The following is a 15518-nucleotide window of genomic DNA, read 5'->3' on the forward strand; positions in this document are numbered from 1 at the left end:
GGACCTCAGCCTTAACAAGGTGACTGTCTGTCACGGCAAATTTTTAAAAAATTGGCTGGAATAACGGGATCGGAAAATCGCTTCCCAAATATCTCCCAGCGCGAAGCAACATTTTGCTTGGTGCGTCGAATGCACCTGGACGCTTATATTACCGTTTCTCGGTCGAACATTCTCCCAGAATTTCAGGGGATGCTTGATAGACTGCGTTCGATCGATGTTTGTGCTCGCGCAGCCGCGGATCGGAAGCGCCCGTGGATAATGATTGCCGTACGGCCAACAGGGGGAAGTTCCGAACGGCAAAGTGGGGGGAAAGCGGTCATTCCGCCTGGGGCCAAAGCCCTGATGCGCCCGGTGTACGGGATCAGGACAGCGTGGCGGTCGAGTGGCCGGTATCGGTTGCTTGTGACACCTCCTATACTAGCGACTAACGTCGACTAAACGTCGCGTGTTTGCCGTGACCGGTCGGCACTGTTGTGATGAGGGATGGAATAGTGGCAGTCCTTAGTCGGATCTCTGCGCTAGTCGTTGCACTTTCATTGGCATCCTGCGCAACCGCAGAGGGTTCCGGCAAGCAGGCCGTGCAGCCCAGCGATGGTGTTGTTGAGCAAACCGCCGACAAATGCGCCGCACCGATCGCTTACAGCGAGAGCAATCACGGAGTTGGCCTCCTCGTCATAAGGCGGGGCGCAACGATCTGCGAGAAGTACGCAGCTGGTATAGACCGCAACACACCCCACGCGCTGTTTTCCGGGACCAAGGGGCTGAACGGGCTGATGGCCGCCGCCGCCGCCGCAGACGGCATGCTGTCACTCGATGAGAAGCTATCGGACACGCTGACCGAATGGAAAGGCGATCCGCTGAAGGGTCGCATGACGATCCGCCATCTGCTGTCGCTCTCGAGCGGCTTGGCCACCACGGGACCGCGCGCAGCGCCGGGGTTTGCCGAAGCGGCGGCGGTTCCCGGCCAGTTTCCACCCGGGGATCGGTTCGCCTACGGGCCCCTGGTGTTTCAGACTTTCGGAGAGGTTATGCGGCGCAAGCTCATGGCGCGCGGACTTGCGGAAGGTCCTACGGACTATCTTGCCCGCCGCGTCTTGCAGCCCATCGGCGCGCGTGTAGCCAGGTGGGGCGGCCCGACGGTTGGCCCCGACCCGAACCTCGCCGCTGGCGCGCAGATGAGTGCAGCGGATTGGGCAAAGGTGGGCAACCTGATGCTCCGGCCCGGCGAGGCCAGGCGCATAAATCTGGATATGAATGTCTATGAGGCACAGGCCGCGCCTCAGGGTGCCTATGCGGGCTACGGCTTGTCCTGGTGGCTTGCAACGCCGCTCCCCGCCTCGGTGAGGGAAGGTCTCGATCCCGTCGCCAGAAGCATCGACTTGCCGCAGGGCGCTCTTGCCCGCGAGGTTCCAGCCGATCTGGTGGTGGCTGCGGGCGCGGGTGGACAGCGGCTCTACGTGTCGCGAAGCCTGCAACTCGTCGTCGTACGCTTCGCAGACGATCCAGCATTAGCGGCCCGTTTCCAAGCCGCACAGTCAAACGCTCCTCAGGCCGCAGTGGCCGCCGTCCGCAGCGCTGCTTTTTCGGACACCCAGTTCATCAAGAGTGTCATGGTCGCCTTGCAGCGGCGGTGATGCTCTCTAACTGGACGCCCCAGGTCGACCCTGACTGGTGGCGTTCGGGAGGGGGGCACGAGCACCGGTCAACCGTCGGACACCGGACGTCTGTGCCGCATGCGCACCCCGCCACCGTGGGTGGGCCCTTCAATCTCGAGCGTGAAATTCGCGAGATACTGGACGATTAAAGTACGGCCGATTGGGACCGAAGCGGGAACGTAACTCCCAAGTTTCTCCCGACCCTTGCGGAAGGTTCACGTCGTGTTTGCCCTGAATGTCTACCAGCGTACCGGGAGACTAAAGCCCCTTGATCTGAAAGCTCTTTCAAATCAAGGGGTTTAGGTGGTGCCACGGCAGGGATTCGAACCCTGGACCTCAGCCTTACCAAGGATGCGCTCTACCACTGAGCTACCGCGGCGAAGGCGGGGCCTATAGCGGGCTGAGGCCGCGTCGTGAAGCGTTAAATCGACCGCGCACAGCTTGACGGGCGCGCCGCCGCGCAGCACCTGACGGCATGGCGGATCGGCAGAAAGACGGCAAGGACGCACCCACCTCGCGAGAAACCAAGCTCGCGCAGGCGCTTCGGGCGAATCTGCGCCGTCGCAAGGCGACCGGTTCGGCCGTCGCTACGCCGAAGCCGCAAGAAACCTCCACGGATTGACCGCTTGGCGCGCCAGCGAGGCGCAGGCTAGATACCGCTTCTTTTTTCGCCGCGCCGCCGAGGCTGGCCGGACGTCTGTCGAAGGGTAGCTATTGGATCGTATCGCCATCGTCGGGGGCGCAAAGCTGAACGGGCAAATCCCGATCAGCGGCGCCAAGAATTCGGCCATCAAGCTGATGGCCGCCAGCCTGCTCACGGATGAGCCGCTGCGTCTGACCAATATGCCGCGCCTGGCCGACACCCGGTTCCTCGGGAAGCTTTTGCAGCGCCTTGGCGCCGAGGTCGTCGAAGCTGAGGGCCCCGATGGCGGCGAGACGCTTCTGACGACGCGCGAGATCGTCAGCGGGTTTGCGCCCTATGATCTGGTCCGCCAGATGCGGGCGTCGTTCAATGTGCTGGGGCCGCTGCTGGCCCGAACGGGGCAGGCCAAGGTCTCGTTGCCGGGCGGATGCACGATCGGCGCACGACCGGTTGATCTGCACCTGAAGGCGCTGGAGGCGCTGGGCGCCCGGATCGATCTGCACGAGGGCTATGTCTACGCCCAGGCGCCGCGCGGGTTGAAGGGCGCGGTGATCAACTTCCCGATCAACTCCGTGGGCGCGACAGAGCACGCCATGCTGGCGGCTGTGCTGGCGGATGGTGACACAGTGCTGGAGAATGCCGCAGCCGAGCCGGAACTGGCGGATCTTGCTGAGTGCCTGAACGCCATGGGCGCCAAGGTTTCAGGCGCGGGCACGCGAACCGTTCATATCCAGGGCGTCAGTCGACTGCACGGCGCAACGCACTCGGTGATCCCGGACCGGATCGAAACCGGGACCTATGCCGTCGCCGCCGCCATGGCTGGCGGTGAAGTGCGGCTGACGCGGACCCGGGGCCACCTGATCCAGTCGTTGATCGACAAGTTGATCGAGGCGGGTGTCGAGGTGACGACCCATGACGATGGGTTGACGGTCAAGCGGGGCCCCGACCGGCTGAGGCCCGTCGAGATCGAGACTGCGCCCCACCCCGGATTTGCAACGGACCTCCAGGCGCAGTTCATGGCGTTGATGACGCTGGCCGACGGCGAAAGCATCATCCGGGAGACGATCTTCGAGAACCGGTTCATGCACGTGCCGGAACTGGGTCGCCTTGGCGCCGACATTTCGGTTCAGGGCGGGGAGGCGCGGGTGCGCGGGGTCGAGGCTCTTACCGGCGCCCAGGTAATGGCGACGGACCTGCGGGCCTCGGTCAGCCTGGTGATCGCCGGGCTGGCGGCGCGCGGCGAGACGATCGTCAATCGCGTCTATCATCTGGACCGTGGTTTCGAGCGACTGGAAGAAAAACTGGGCGCGTGCGGCGCCCAGGTGCGGCGCCTGAAGGGCGATGGCGTCGAAGCGGAGGTCGAGTAGTCCATGGCCGAAGCTTCGGGCCTGAGACTGCTGGCTGAGGATGAGGCGGATCTTGCCATCATGTCGGCCGCCTTGCAGGACGCGATCGCCCAGGTCGGCGATGTCCTCTACGAGCCGAAGACCCGCCGCCTGACCATTGCCTTCAACCGGTTCTGCTGGGAGGCGGGAAGGCGGCAACGCGTTCGGGCGGCCCTGCAGATCGGAAGCGTACTGGACTTCCAGTCCCGCAAGATCCGTCGGGATCGCCGAGATGCCGTGCTGGAATTGCTGGCGATCACCTTTGTCGCCGGGGATCCCCCGGGAGGTACGCTGACGCTGAGTTTTGCCGGAGGCGGCGACTTTCGTCTGCAGGTCGAATGTATGGACGCCGCGCTGGCGGACGTTTCACGTCCGTGGCCGACGCCCAGAACGCCGGCGCACGACCTCTGACCGGATAGCCTTCGTCCGGAGACCTCGCTAAAGAGCGCACATGCGCCGCTTTATGTCTGATGATCCCGGTTTTACCGACGCCTTTACCGCTTTTGTCGGTGAGCGACGTGATACGCCGCATGACGTTGACGCCGTCGTTGCCGATGTTCTGGCGGCAGTCCGCGCCGAGGGCGTGGACGCTTTGCTACGGTTTGCCCGCGAGTTCGACGGGCTGGAGCTGACGCAGGACACGCTGCGGGTCACTTCCGAAGAGATCGAGGCGGGGGCAGCGGCCTGTTCGCGCGAGGTGCGGGACGCGATCGACTTCGCGGCGGCCCGGATCCGGGCCTATCACGAGCGCCAGCGGCCTGCCGACCAATGGTTCACCGACGCAGCCGGTGTCGAGCTGGGCTGGCGCTGGACGGCGCTGGAGTCGGTGGGGATCTATGTTCCCGGCGGGCGTGCGGCCTACCCCTCCACAGTGCTGATGAACGCCGTGCCGGCGTCGGCGGCGGGGGTCGAGCGGATTGCCATGGTGACGCCCCCCGGCAAGCTGCAGCCCGCCGTTCTCGCCGCCGCCCGGGCGGCAGGTGTCAGTGAGATCTGGCGCGTCGGGGGGGCTCAGGCCGTGGCGGCGCTGGCCTATGGCGCTGGACCGATCCGGCCGGTGGACAAGATCGTCGGTCCAGGCAACGCCTACGTCACCGCGGCGAAACGGCGGGTCTATGGCGTGGTGGGGATCGACGCGCTGGCCGGACCCTCGGAGATCGTCGTGGTGTCGGATTCGGCCAGTGATCCTGCCTGGATCGCGGCGGACCTTCTGTCCCAGGCCGAACACGATCCTGCGGCCCAGTCCATCCTGATAACCGATGATCGCGCCTTCGCCGACCGGGTTGAGGCCGAGGTTGAACGGCAACTTGCCACACTGACCACGGGGACGGATGCGCGCGCCTCATGGCGCGATCACGGCGCGATCGTGATTGCGCCCCTGGATGAGGCGCCGGGTCTGGTGGATATGATCGCGCCGGAACACGTCGAGTTCGCCATCGACAACCCCGAACGCCTTGCTGACCGTGTCCGGCACGCCGGTGCGATTTTCCTGGGTCGTCACGCCCCTGAAGCCATCGGTGACTATGTGGCGGGGTCAAACCACGTGCTGCCGACCAGCCGCGCGGCGCGGTTCTCGTCGGGCCTTTCCCTCTATGACTTCCTGAAGCGCACCTCGATCGTGAAGTGCGACGCTGAGGCCTTCGCGAAACTGGCGCCGGCGACGATCGCCCTGGCCGATGCGGAGGGGTTGCCCGCCCACGCCAGGTCCGCAGCGATACGACTGGGACAATCCCGACAAGGCTGAGCGGTTGCTGACAACGGGTCTTGGCGGTGTCTTTTTCCGTATCTGGCCCGAAGTTCGACAGGGCGGGATGACGAACGACCCCGGAATGCCATAAAGCTCATTCCACACGCCATGGTCCAAGACGCCAAAGCCCTTCATCGTTTGCAATCGGTCGAGCTTGACGAAGAGTCGCTCGCGGCCGTTTCGCGCGACCAGGAGCAGGAGCGCCAGATCGCGATCTTTGATCTTCTGGAAGAGAACTACTTCTTCCCCGAAGGCGCCCTTGCCGGGCCCTATGACCTGCGCATGGGTTTGATGGAGAACCGTCTTGTTCTCGACGTGCGCGGGCCGACCTATGAACGACGACACATCCTGTCGCTGTCGCCCTTCCGAACGCTGATCAAGGACTACTTCATGATCTGCGACAGCTACTATCAGGCGATCCGCAACTCGACACCTGCCCAGATCGAGGCCCTGGATATGGGGCGGCGCGGTTTGCACAATGAGGCCTCGGAGCTTCTTCAGACACGACTGGCGGGGAAGATCGAGACCGATCTTGATACCGCGCGTCGGCTGTTCACCCTGATCTGCGCCCTTCATTGGCGGAGCTGACCGTCGATGTCAGCCGATCCGGAGACCCCCCGGCTTCCTGACGCCGTCCTGTTTTGCTGCAACTACAATCAAGTGCGCTCGCCGATGGCTGAGGCGCTGCTGAAACAGTTCGGCGGCGTACGGATCTTCGTGGACAGTTGCGGCCTGCGTCGTGCGTCATTCGATCCCGATACCGATGACCTCGAGGTTGACCCGCTGGCGGCTGAGGTCATGAAGGAGATCGGTCTCGATATCACCCGACATCGCTGCAAGGTGTTCGACGATCTTGAGGATGACTCGTTTGATCTGGTGGTGTCGCTGACGCCGGAGGCGCAGCACCGGGCCGTCGAACTGGCGCGAGGCCGCGCGGCGGACATCGAATACTGGCCCACCCATGATCCGACCTTGACGGAGGGCTCCCGGGGCAACCGCCTGGAGGCCTATCGGCAGGTTCGAGACGGACTGGCGGCAAGGATCGCGAAGAGGTTTGCCCGTTGATCGCCGGGACGCGGGCGTTTCGGCGCTGGCGCGGCTGTGCTAGCGTCGCCGCCGGTGGCGGGTCCCGCGACATGGCGACCCTGGAGATCGAATGTCGAAGGCGGAGCTTCTGGTGTTTGCTGGCGTCGTCAGCGAGGCGCTTCCCAACACCATGTTCCTCGTCAAACTCGAGAACAGTCGCGAAATGGTCGCCACGCTTTCTGACACCTATCGACCGGCGGACGTCATGCCAGGCGTGGGTGATCATGTGCTTGTGGAGTCGACACCCTACGACCTCACAAGAGGCGCGATCACACTGCTTGTCGGTTGATCGGCATGCCTGTGTCGCATCGTCTTGTTCTGGCGTCGGCCAGCCCGCGTCGCCTGGACCTGCTGGCGCAGGTCGGGATCGTGCCCGACGCCATTGATCCGGCGGATCTGGACGAGGCGCCATTGCGGGACGAGACCCCGAGACGCCTGGCGCTTCGACTTGCGCTGGCAAAGGCCCGGCTGGTTGCAGAGCGGGAACCGGAAGCCTTTGTGCTCGCAGCAGATACCGTGGTCGCCCTGGGCCGACGGATGATGCCGAAGGCGGCCGATGATCAGGAGGTCCGCGATTGCCTGACGCGGCTTTCCGGTCGCGCCCATCGCGTGCTGACGGGTGTTGCGGTCGTCGCACCGGGTGGCCGCGGCACCAGCCGACTGGTCGAGACCCGCGTTCACTTCAAACGGTTTTCCAAAGCTGACCTGGATGCCTACGTGGCCTCGTGCGAGGGGATCGGCAAAGCAGGTGGTTATGCAATCCAGGGGCGGGCTGCGGCCCTGGTGATGGCGCTGCAGGGTTCGTACACCGGGGTTGTCGGGCTGCCGCTATATGAGACGGTCAGTCTGTTGACCGGCCTCGGCTACGCACCCAGATGACGGACAGGGTCATCTATCTGGATCGCGGGGTCGGCGAGACCCGGGGCGTGCTCGCTCTGGACGGCCGCCCCGAACGCCTGCTGATCCACCGGGATGACGATGACCCCCGATTGGGCCTGGGCGCGCGGCTGATCGCGCGGGTTGCGAACCTGGAGCCGGCCCTGGCGACAGCCTTTCTGGACCTCGGGGGCGGCCTTGAGGCGATCATGCCCTTCAAGCCAGAGGCGCGTCCTGTCCGTGGTGCCGCCATAGAGGTCGAGATCCGTAGTGAGCCGCGCGATGGAAAACTGGCGACAACGCGCTACCTTGGAGCGGGGGAGGGGGCTCCACGACTTCTCGCCAGGCCGGACGGCGTTGCCGAGGCCCTGCAGCGGATCGCGCGCGACGCCCCCATACGCGAGGATGCACAGGCTCGCGTGATCGCCGATGAGGCCGAGGCGGAAGCCCTTGAGACGTTACATCCGCTTCCCGGCGGCGGGACCCTGGCGATCGAGCCCACCCGGGCCCTGACCGCCATCGACATTGATCTGGGTGAACGCAAGGGTGGAGACGCCAAGCGCGCGACGCGTCAGGCCAACCTGGCAGGACTGACCGAGGCGGCGCGCCTGCTTCGACTGAAGGGGCTGGGCGGGATTGTCGTGATCGATCTGGCGGGGCGGGGCCACGATGGCGCTGCCTTGCTGGCGGCGGCGCGGCTGGCTTTTGCGGCAGATAACCCCGGCGTGGCCTTCGGCCCGATCAGCCGCTTCGGGACCCTGGAATTGCTGATCCCGCGGCGAACCCGACCTCTCCTGGACCGTCTGCGTCAGCCGGGCGGAGCCTTGAGTGACCGCACCCTTGCCCAGAGGTTGATCCGACGCCTGGAGACCGAAGCGCTGGCGCAGCCCGCCGCCCGTCTTACAGCCAGGTGCGCACCGGTGGTCGCCAGAGAAACCGGACCCTGGATGGCAGCCCTGGCGGCGCGGTTCGGCGCGCGCCTCACATTGTCCGAGGTGGCGGACTATCCCGAGGATCGAATCGACGTGAGCGCCACATGAGTTGCGCGATCTGTGGGAAAACCGTCGATGCCGCCTACAAGCCTTTCTGTTCAAGGCGGTGCGCCGACGTTGATCTTCAACGCTGGCTGAGCGGAAGATACGCCGTACCCGTCGAGGACGACGATGATCCCGAGGCGTCGGGATCGTCGGATCCATCAGGCGCCTGAAAAACGCGCGCCAGCGGTCGCTGGACTTCGCGGGACGGCTCTTTTATAGACGCGGCTCCCGCGAGGACGGGGCCCAAGCCTGGGTAGCTCAGTTGGTAGAGCAGCGGATTGAAAATCCGCGTGTCGGTGGTTCGAATCCGCCCCCAGGCACCACCCTTCTCCCAGATCGCAACTTCCGCAAGAACTTGGGTCTCGGGCGGCCCAGTCGGTGACGGATCAATCGCGCCACGAAAACAAGCGGCAGGCCCGGGGAATGTCGTGCGATCCCGGTTTCGCGAAAATGCTGCAGTGCAATACTTTTTCGCTCCTGCAGATGATCAATCGAAGAGCGTTCGGCGCATCCGAAGTGTGCAGCGCACAATTGAGTAGTTCAGATGACAGTATGTCATGGAATTCGAATACTTCTGCCCCTTGACGCCTCGTTGCAGGGTTGCCAAAGGGTCGAAGCCGCTTCCTAACAAAGCGGTAAGACTTTGGGTCCTCCTTGGAGGCCCAAGGCCGTCCGCACCTCTGAAGCGCCAGTCCCAACGCACCGTCGGGATCAGCATTCCGGGTCGGGCGCAGCGATAGCGGCTCTTTGTTCTGGCGCGCGCAAGCGGGTTGGGGCAGGGGTCATGTTTCAACTAGGGTAGAGACGCTCTCGCGCGACGACCCTCCGGCCAATCGTGCAAGATCAACCAGGAACTGGCGACAGATGCTCGACAACAAACTGAAGATCACATTTTCCGCTCTCCTCGGCGCCATGGCGTTGAGTCTGAGCGCTCCGGCGTTCGCTCAGAACGCCGCCGCCCCTGCTGCTCCTGCGGCTGACGCCGCAGCTGCCGCTCCTGCGGCTGACGCCGCAGCTGCTGCCCCTGCGGCTGATGCCGCAGCTGCTGCCCCCGAGGCTCCGGCCGATCCGCCCACCATGAAGAATGCCGGTCAGCTCAATGTCGGCACCATGTTCATGGACTCCGACCCGGTTGTGAAGATCATCATGATCGGCCTGGCTCTGTCCTCGATCCTGAGCTGGACCATTCTCGTCACCAAGATCTTCGAGTTCCGGGCTCTGAACCGCGTCTCGGACAGCTTCGTGGAGAATTTCCGCGGGGCCAAATCCGTGAACGACATGAGCAAGATCGCGCTCTCGGAAGAGTTTGACGGTAACCCGCTGGCCGACATGGCCGCCGCGGCCGCGCAAGAGATTGAACTCAGCCGCCAGGCCGGGCTCTCGATCGTGGGCGAACACCGTGAAACCACGCTCGCCCGCGCTGAACATGCGGTTAGCGCGGTTCAGGCCGCACTGGCGCGTCGCCTCTCGGGCGGCATGCAGTATCTGGCGTCGGTGGGTTCCAACGGTCCGTTCATCGGTCTGTTCGGCACCGTTTACGGGATCATGAACTCGTTCATCGGGATCGCGAACACCAACACCACCAACCTGGCCGTCGTCGCCCCCGGTATCGCCGAGGCGCTTCTCGCCACGGGCCTGGGTCTGTTCGCCGCCATTCCGTCGGTTATCTTCTATAACTTCTTCCAGACGAAGATTTCGACCTACGGCGCCCGCTCGGAAGGGTTCGTCGCCGAGTTGATGAACGCGATCTCGCGGCAGCTCGATAAGGGAGCGTAACCTAAATGGCCGCCAAACTCTCGAGCGGAGGGGGCGGGCGCAATCAGGAAGAGGCGATGGCCGACATCAATGTCACGCCCTTCGTGGACGTGATGCTGGTTCTGCTGATCATCTTCATGGTGGCTGCGCCGCTGGCGAGTGTGACCGTTAAAGTCACACTTCCGCCTGCGGTGGCGCCGCCCGGCGTGACCCCTCAGAAGCCGGTCTACATCTCGTTGCAGCCGAACGGCAGCGTCTTCATCCAGGACTTCAGGACTGACCTGTCGACCATCGGTGACGACCTCCGCCGGCAGCTGGGCTCGACCCGTAACCCCACCAAGGAACGCATCTTCATCCGTGCGGATAGAGACGTGCTCTACGGCGACTTCATGGGCGTGATGAACGCACTGCAGGACAATCAGTTCTACAGCGTGGCTCTCGTCGGTGAAGATAACAACTAGGTGGCGCCCCATGTCTGACACGTCACACACTGAGGCCCTGACCCGGCACAATCCGTTCGACGACCCGAAGCCGAGAGCTCGGCCGGGGACGATGATCGCACTGATCCTCGCCCTGGTCGCGCACGTCGGACTTGGCGTCTATCTCTGGACGACGCGCTTCGAACCCAAGTACAAGGAGTACTCGGACGAAGTGACGGACGTGGCTCTCATCAAGCCCGTCCCGCCGCCGCCTCCGCCGCCGCCGCCGCCGCCGCCGCCGAACACCCCGCCGCCGCCGCCGCCAAAGCTGCAGCCGCGTCCGCCGGTGGCCATCCCGGACATGCCTTCGATTCCGCCCCTGCCGGTTCCGCCGGTGGAGCGTCGGATCGAGGAGCCCAGGCCGCCTGCAGCTCCGCCGCCGGAACCGCCGCGTCCGTCGGTCATTACGCGGCCAGACTGGACCCGGACGCCGAGTGGCGAGGACTACGCGCGATACTATCCTGAGCGCGCGCTGCGCATGGAAGCGACCGGTCGAGTTTCGATGCGTTGCTCGGTTAGCGCACGCGGAACGCTAGAGCGGTGCTCCATCACTGCTGAGGACCCCGCAGATCTCGGATTCGGCGACTCCGCCTTGAAGATGGCAAGGTTGTTCAAGATGCGGCCTGCCAGCAAGGATGGGCAGCCGACAGATGGTGGTGAGGTCACGATACCGATCCGCTTTGCGATGCCGAAAAACTGACTCCGTTTTCGGTCAGTCAGATACAGGCAGGTTGAAATTGTCCCCGACGGCGCAGGCCGTCGGGGTTTTTCGTTTCGGGCCCATGGCGGCTATGCGGATACAAAGCCGACAACGCTTCGCTCCTCAGGATGTCGGGCTTGATCGAGCCGCCCCTCCCGACTAGAACCTCCGCTCGCGATGCGCTGCCCTAGCTCAGTTGGTTAGAGCGCCAGATTGTGGATCTGGAGGTCCCCGGTTCGAGACCGGGGGGCAGTACCATCGTTTCTTCCACCCCAAATCGATGGGGCGGCGTGACCAAATCTTTCCTTTGCGACATCCTCGGTGCACGGTGGTGCGGCACAACAGGCCGCAGGCAAGCGCGCCGTGAGAGGGAAGATTATGGAACTGAAACCAGGGTCACGCTGGAAGAGCGCCGTCTGCGATACCGAGGTTGTCGTTGTACGTCCGCCGAAATCCGAAGCCAGCCTTGAATGCGGCGGCCACCCTATGGTGGCGCATGCTGCCGCGAAGCCGGACGGTCTTTCCATCTCGTCGGATCATTCCGAGGGCACCCAGATGGGCAAGCGGTTTGCTGACGACGAGAGCGGTCTGGAGGTCCTCTGCAGCAAGGGTGGCAGTGGGTCGCTTAGCCTGGATGGCCGTGCGATCAGCGCCAAGGACGCCAAGAAGTTGCCGGCGTCCGACTAGGTCCTGTCATGCACACAACACTCCTGCTCGATATGGCGGCGGATGCCGCGCCGGACCGGCTGGCGCTGGGACGGCGCGAAGATGGCGTTACGTTCTCTGATCTCCAGCGGCGGGCACGCGCTGGCGCTGTCGCGCTGGAGGCCGCCGGCGGCGACACCGTGGTTTTCGTCGGTCTCAACGGCCCGGCCATGCCCGTTGCAATCTTTGCCGCCGGCCTTCTGGGCAAGCCGTTCGCACCCCTGAATTACCGGCTTCCCGATGCTGACCTCGCCCGGCTTCTGGCCAGGACGGCGCCCTGCGTCGCGGTGGTCGACGACGACATGCTGGCGCGGCTCGGCGAATGCCCCGGCGTGACCATGATGGCGCGCAGTGCGTTCGAGCGCGCCTGCGAGGCTGAAGTCGATGGGGAACTTGCCTATGTCGAACCTGACATCGCAGTCTTGCTGTTTACCAGCGGTACGACGGGCGAGCCCAAGGCCGCTATCCTCCGCCACGCCAATCTGACGTCCTATGTGATCTCCACGGTGGAGTTTCTTGGATCAGAAGAAGGTGAAGCGGCGTTGGTCAGTGTGCCGCCCTATCACATCGCCGGGATCTCGGCGGTCCTGACAGGCGTCTATGGCGGGCGTCGGCTGGTTCACCTGGAGGCGTTCACGCCAGAGGCCTGGGTCGACGAGGCGACCGCCGAACAGATTACCCATGCGATGGTGGTGCCCACCATGCTGGGCCGCATCCTCGACATCCTCGAGAGTCGCGGCGCCGGGTTGCCGCATTTGAAGGCGCTTTCCTACGGCGGCGGGCGTATGCCGCAACCGGTGATCGAGCGCGCGCTACGGGTTCTGCCCCATGTGGACTTCGTCAACGCTTATGGACTCACCGAGACCAGTTCGACGGTCGCGGTTCTGGGACCAGACGATCACCGCGAAGCGATTTCGTCGCCCGATGAAGCCGTGCGTCGCCGGCTCGGCTCGGTGGGTCGACCGTTGCCCACGCTGGAGCTGGAGATTCGCGGCCCGGACGGCGGGGTGCTGCCGGCGGGTCGGTCCGGTGAAATCTATGTCCGTGGTGAGCAGGTCTCCGGTGAATACACCCACAAGAGAGTCGTTCAGGATGATGGCTGGTTCGCCACCAACGATGGCGGCTGGATGGACGAGGCCGGCTATCTGTTTGTGGAAGGTCGGCTTGATGACGTGATCGTGCGGGGCGGGGAAAACATTTCGCCGGGTGAAATCGAGGACGTGCTGCGCGAGCATCCTGATGTCGCCGATGTGGCGGTGCTGGGACTGCCGGATGACGAATGGGGCGAGCGCGTCGCCGCCGCTATTGTTCTGAAAACCGGCGGAACGGCCCCCGACGCCCTGGCCGATTGGGTCCGCGCCCGATTGCGCTCCACCAAGACCCCCGAAGTCTGGGAACTGCGTGACGCCCTTCCGTATAACGATACTGGCAAGCTCCTGCGGCGCCAGTTGAAGGTCGAGATGGCGGGTGTTGTCAGGCCCGCCACCGCCCGGTGACCGCCGATCTCATCTCCGACCTGATCGCGCTGGAGGGCGCGGGGTGTCGGGTGATGGAACTCGACCAGCGGCGCGAAGGGCCAGTCGCCGGCGGCGGTCAGGTTCTTGTGGGGGTACATCGGACGGGGCCATTGCCCGCAAGCGGCCTGGACGCTTTCGATATCCTGCTCAGCGCAGCTCCCGACCCGCCCCGCCCGTGGACGGGCGTCGCATCGGACCGACTTGACGCCGTGATCGCTGATCTTGAGGCGCGGGTCGCCGCTCAGCCCGCAGCGGCCGGTGTCGCCGCCCAGATACTGCGCATGACCTTGGCGCTCGATTTCGGCCAGGCTTTGCAGCTGGAATCCCTGGCCTATTCGACGTTGCTGCGTTCTCGGGGGTTTCAGGCCTGGCGAGCCTCCCGGCCAGCCCGGGATCGCGCAGACCAGGAGCCGCGGGTCCTGATGACGATGGAAGGCGGGACACTATCAATCTGCCTCAATCGCCCCGCTGCGCGAAACGCCTTCGACGCCGCCATGCGTGACGCTCTCTGCGAGGCGCTGGACTTTGCCCGCGTGCACCCCGAGGCACCGCCTGTCGCCCTGAGCGGGCAGGGCGGCGCCTTCAGTGCGGGCGGAGACCTGAACGAGTTCGGCAAGGCCGTCGACCCGGCCGAAGCCCACCTGATCCGTACGCTGCGATCCCCGGCGAGCCTTGTGAGAGCGCTGGGCGACCGCCTGACCGTTCACCTGCACGGCGATTGCATCGGCGCGGGTATTGAAGTCCCCGCCGCTGGTTCCCGGGTGACGGGGCGGACCGGAACCGTGTGCCGGCTGCCGGAGGTTTCCATGGGACTGATACCGGGCGCCGGTGGCACGGCGTCCATTCCCCGCCGCATCGGTCGTCATCGCGCCGCGTACATGGCGATCTCCGGCGCTCCCATCGATCTGGCCACCGCGCTGGATTGGGGGCTCGTGGACGCCGAGATCACATGAGCCCTGTTGCGTCATTCATCGGCCGGCAGTCCGCAGAGATTCTGGAACTGACAGCCCGGCTCGGCGAACGGGTCGACGCCGAGAGCCTCGGCGTGCTGGATCGCGCGGGCCAACTGGAGCTCGGCCCTCCGGGACGCCGTTCGCCCAACGGCGCGTGCCAGATGTTCCGCGCGTCTGATGGCTGGATGGCGCTGAACCTGGCGCGGGACGAGGATCACGATCTGATCCCGGCCTGGCTGGGCTGCGATTTCGGGGCGGCGCCCTGGGCGGCGGTGTCCCGGTATGCCCGACGTCTGACCTGCGCCGAACTTGTCGCCAGCGCCGCCCGGCTGGGACTGCCGGTGGCGGTGGTGGGCGAGGTTGTGATCGATGGCCCGGATACGTCGCCACGACGCCTCGGCGCGGTCGCTGGGCGAGCGCCTGGGCTGCCGAAGGTCGTCGACCTCTCTGCGCTCTGGGCGGGCCCGCTGTGCGGCGCGATCCTGGCCGCCATGGGCGCCCGGGTGCTCAGGATCGAGAGCCTTCGCAGGCCTGATCCGACGCGCACCTCAACCCCTGAGTTCTTCCAGCGACTGAACGGCGCCAAACAACAGATCAGCCTGGATTTCCAGACCCCGGAAGGTCGCGCCGACCTCCAGGCCGCGATCAAGGAGGCCGATGTCCTTATCACCAGCGCCAGGCCGCGCGCGTTCACCGGACTGGGCATAAACCCCGACGAGATCTTTGCCGCCAAGCCGGACTTCATCTGGGTGGCGATCACAGGCTACGGCTGGAGCGGGGCCGCCGCTGACCGGGTTGCATTTGGCGATGACGCCGCGGCGGCTGGTGGACTGGTCCGCTGGACGCCGGGGGGCGCGCCGCGCTTCCTGGGCGATGCATTGGCCGATCCGGTAACCGGGCTCGCGGCGGCAATCGGCGCCCTGCGCGGACTAGAGGCCGGGGGCGGGGTGCTGGTCGACGTGGCGCTGGCGCGAATGGCT

Annotated in this window: 17 protein-coding genes and 3 tRNA genes; 19 read left to right on the forward strand and 1 reads right to left on the reverse strand. The window is 65.1% G+C overall.

Translation table 11 applies throughout. The annotated features are described in order from the left end of the window. The first annotated feature begins 578 nt into the window (after positions 1-578). Positions 579-1634 (forward strand): serine hydrolase domain-containing protein, encoded by a 1056-nt coding sequence (locus tag ACIQ3B_RS11175; protein ID WP_397402549.1) that lies wholly within the window; start codon positions 579-581, stop codon positions 1632-1634. A gap of 325 nt (positions 1635-1959) precedes the next feature. Here ACIQ3B_RS11175 and ACIQ3B_RS11180 read toward each other — a convergent pair. Beyond that, positions 1960-2034: transfer RNA gene (locus ACIQ3B_RS11180), tRNA-Thr, on the reverse strand. A 335-nt stretch (positions 2035-2369) separates the two neighbouring features. On the opposite strand from ACIQ3B_RS11180, the gene murA reads away from it, so the two are divergent. The 18 genes from murA to ACIQ3B_RS11270 form a co-directional block, all read left to right on the forward strand. Next, complete coding sequence (gene murA, locus ACIQ3B_RS11185; protein ID WP_397402551.1) at positions 2370-3665, forward strand: UDP-N-acetylglucosamine 1-carboxyvinyltransferase; 1296 nt, start codon at positions 2370-2372, stop codon at positions 3663-3665. Positions 3666-3668: 3 nt separating this feature from the next. Then, positions 3669-4094 carry a DUF2948 family protein gene (locus ACIQ3B_RS11190; protein WP_397402552.1) on the forward strand — a complete coding sequence of 142 codons (426 nt, stop codon included), beginning with the start codon at positions 3669-3671 and terminating at the stop codon, positions 4092-4094. Positions 4095-4134: 40 nt separating this feature from the next. Further along, positions 4135-5427 (forward strand): histidinol dehydrogenase, encoded by a 1293-nt coding sequence (hisD, locus tag ACIQ3B_RS11195; protein ID WP_397402554.1) that lies wholly within the window; start codon positions 4135-4137, stop codon positions 5425-5427. 111 nt (positions 5428-5538) lie between these two features. Next, positions 5539-6018 (forward strand): UPF0262 family protein, encoded by a 480-nt coding sequence (locus tag ACIQ3B_RS11200; protein ID WP_397402555.1) that lies wholly within the window; start codon positions 5539-5541, stop codon positions 6016-6018. Positions 6019-6024: 6 nt separating this feature from the next. Then, entirely contained in the window at positions 6025-6495 is a 471-nt protein-coding gene (locus ACIQ3B_RS11205; RefSeq protein WP_397402557.1) for a low molecular weight phosphatase family protein, read from the forward strand. A 91-nt stretch (positions 6496-6586) separates the two neighbouring features. Then, a complete protein-coding gene (locus tag ACIQ3B_RS11210; protein ID WP_397402559.1) occupies positions 6587-6805 on the forward strand; it encodes a translation initiation factor IF-1 in 219 nt (72 codons plus the stop codon). 5 nt (positions 6806-6810) lie between these two features. Then, a complete protein-coding gene (locus tag ACIQ3B_RS11215; protein WP_397402561.1) occupies positions 6811-7395 on the forward strand; it encodes a Maf family protein in 585 nt (194 codons plus the stop codon). Next, the gene (locus ACIQ3B_RS11220) at positions 7392-8432 is read left to right on the forward strand and encodes a ribonuclease E/G (protein WP_397402563.1); all 1041 of its coding nucleotides are present in this window, start codon (positions 7392-7394) and stop codon (positions 8430-8432) included. The genes ACIQ3B_RS11215 and ACIQ3B_RS11220 overlap by 4 nt, the downstream gene beginning before the upstream one ends. Next, positions 8429-8599: a DNA gyrase inhibitor YacG gene (locus ACIQ3B_RS11225; RefSeq protein WP_397402565.1), complete on the forward strand. Its 171-nt coding sequence runs from the start codon at positions 8429-8431 to the stop codon at positions 8597-8599. Before ACIQ3B_RS11220 ends, ACIQ3B_RS11225 begins: the two co-directional genes overlap by 4 nt. A 77-nt stretch (positions 8600-8676) precedes the next feature. Next, positions 8677-8752 (forward strand) — tRNA-Phe (locus tag ACIQ3B_RS11230). A gap of 541 nt (positions 8753-9293) precedes the next feature. Further along, the gene (locus ACIQ3B_RS11235) at positions 9294-10205 is read left to right on the forward strand and encodes a MotA/TolQ/ExbB proton channel family protein (RefSeq protein ID WP_397402567.1); all 912 of its coding nucleotides are present in this window, start codon (positions 9294-9296) and stop codon (positions 10203-10205) included. Positions 10206-10210: 5 nt separating this feature from the next. Further along, entirely contained in the window at positions 10211-10645 is a 435-nt protein-coding gene (locus ACIQ3B_RS11240) for an ExbD/TolR family protein (RefSeq protein WP_397402569.1), read from the forward strand. Between the two features lie 10 nt (positions 10646-10655). Next, positions 10656-11363, forward strand: a complete 708-nt coding sequence (locus tag ACIQ3B_RS11245) for an energy transducer TonB (RefSeq protein WP_397402571.1) — start codon at positions 10656-10658, stop codon at positions 11361-11363. 181 nt (positions 11364-11544) lie between these two features. Continuing rightward, positions 11545-11621: transfer RNA gene (locus ACIQ3B_RS11250), tRNA-His, on the forward strand. 120 nt (positions 11622-11741) lie between these two features. After that, entirely contained in the window at positions 11742-12050 is a 309-nt protein-coding gene (locus tag ACIQ3B_RS11255) for a hypothetical protein (RefSeq protein ID WP_397402573.1), read from the forward strand. Positions 12051-12058: 8 nt separating this feature from the next. Next, positions 12059-13564, forward strand: a complete 1506-nt coding sequence (locus tag ACIQ3B_RS11260) for a class I adenylate-forming enzyme family protein (RefSeq protein WP_397402575.1) — start codon at positions 12059-12061, stop codon at positions 13562-13564. After that, positions 13561-14538 (forward strand): enoyl-CoA hydratase/isomerase family protein, encoded by a 978-nt coding sequence (locus ACIQ3B_RS11265; RefSeq protein WP_397402577.1) that lies wholly within the window; start codon positions 13561-13563, stop codon positions 14536-14538. Before ACIQ3B_RS11260 ends, ACIQ3B_RS11265 begins: the two co-directional genes overlap by 4 nt. Beyond that, on the forward strand, positions 14535-15518 hold a 984-nt coding region (locus ACIQ3B_RS11270), incomplete at its 3' end, for a CoA transferase (RefSeq protein WP_397402579.1). The genes ACIQ3B_RS11265 and ACIQ3B_RS11270, both read left to right, overlap by 4 nt.

Origin of the sequence: Phenylobacterium sp. (genome assembly GCF_044358365.1) — a bacterium.
Lineage (GTDB): Bacteria > Pseudomonadota > Alphaproteobacteria > Caulobacterales > Caulobacteraceae > Phenylobacterium.

What these genes read in the sequence shown, in the direction of transcription:
- ACIQ3B_RS11235 (WP_397402567.1), top strand. Translation starts at nt 9,294, where the DNA reads ATGCTCGACAACAAACTGAAGATCACATTTTCCGCTCTCCTCGGCGCC.
- ACIQ3B_RS11255 (WP_397402573.1), top strand. Translation starts at nt 11,742, where the DNA reads ATGGAACTGAAACCAGGGTCACGCTGGAAGAGCGCCGTCTGCGATACC.
- ACIQ3B_RS11240 (WP_397402569.1), top strand. Translation starts at nt 10,211, where the DNA reads ATGGCCGCCAAACTCTCGAGCGGAGGGGGCGGGCGCAATCAGGAAGAG.
- ACIQ3B_RS11205 (WP_397402557.1), top strand. Translation starts at nt 6,025, where the DNA reads ATGTCAGCCGATCCGGAGACCCCCCGGCTTCCTGACGCCGTCCTGTTT.
- ACIQ3B_RS11225 (WP_397402565.1), top strand. Translation starts at nt 8,429, where the DNA reads ATGAGTTGCGCGATCTGTGGGAAAACCGTCGATGCCGCCTACAAGCCT.
- ACIQ3B_RS11215 (WP_397402561.1), top strand. Translation starts at nt 6,811, where the DNA reads ATGCCTGTGTCGCATCGTCTTGTTCTGGCGTCGGCCAGCCCGCGTCGC.
- ACIQ3B_RS11200 (WP_397402555.1), top strand. Translation starts at nt 5,539, where the DNA reads ATGGTCCAAGACGCCAAAGCCCTTCATCGTTTGCAATCGGTCGAGCTT.
- ACIQ3B_RS11210 (WP_397402559.1), top strand. Translation starts at nt 6,587, where the DNA reads ATGTCGAAGGCGGAGCTTCTGGTGTTTGCTGGCGTCGTCAGCGAGGCG.
- ACIQ3B_RS11245 (WP_397402571.1), top strand. Translation starts at nt 10,656, where the DNA reads ATGTCTGACACGTCACACACTGAGGCCCTGACCCGGCACAATCCGTTC.
- ACIQ3B_RS11220 (WP_397402563.1), top strand. Translation starts at nt 7,392, where the DNA reads ATGACGGACAGGGTCATCTATCTGGATCGCGGGGTCGGCGAGACCCGG.
- ACIQ3B_RS11260 (WP_397402575.1), top strand. Translation starts at nt 12,059, where the DNA reads ATGCACACAACACTCCTGCTCGATATGGCGGCGGATGCCGCGCCGGAC.
- ACIQ3B_RS11190 (WP_397402552.1), top strand. Translation starts at nt 3,669, where the DNA reads ATGGCCGAAGCTTCGGGCCTGAGACTGCTGGCTGAGGATGAGGCGGAT.
- hisD (WP_397402554.1), top strand. Translation starts at nt 4,135, where the DNA reads ATGCGCCGCTTTATGTCTGATGATCCCGGTTTTACCGACGCCTTTACC.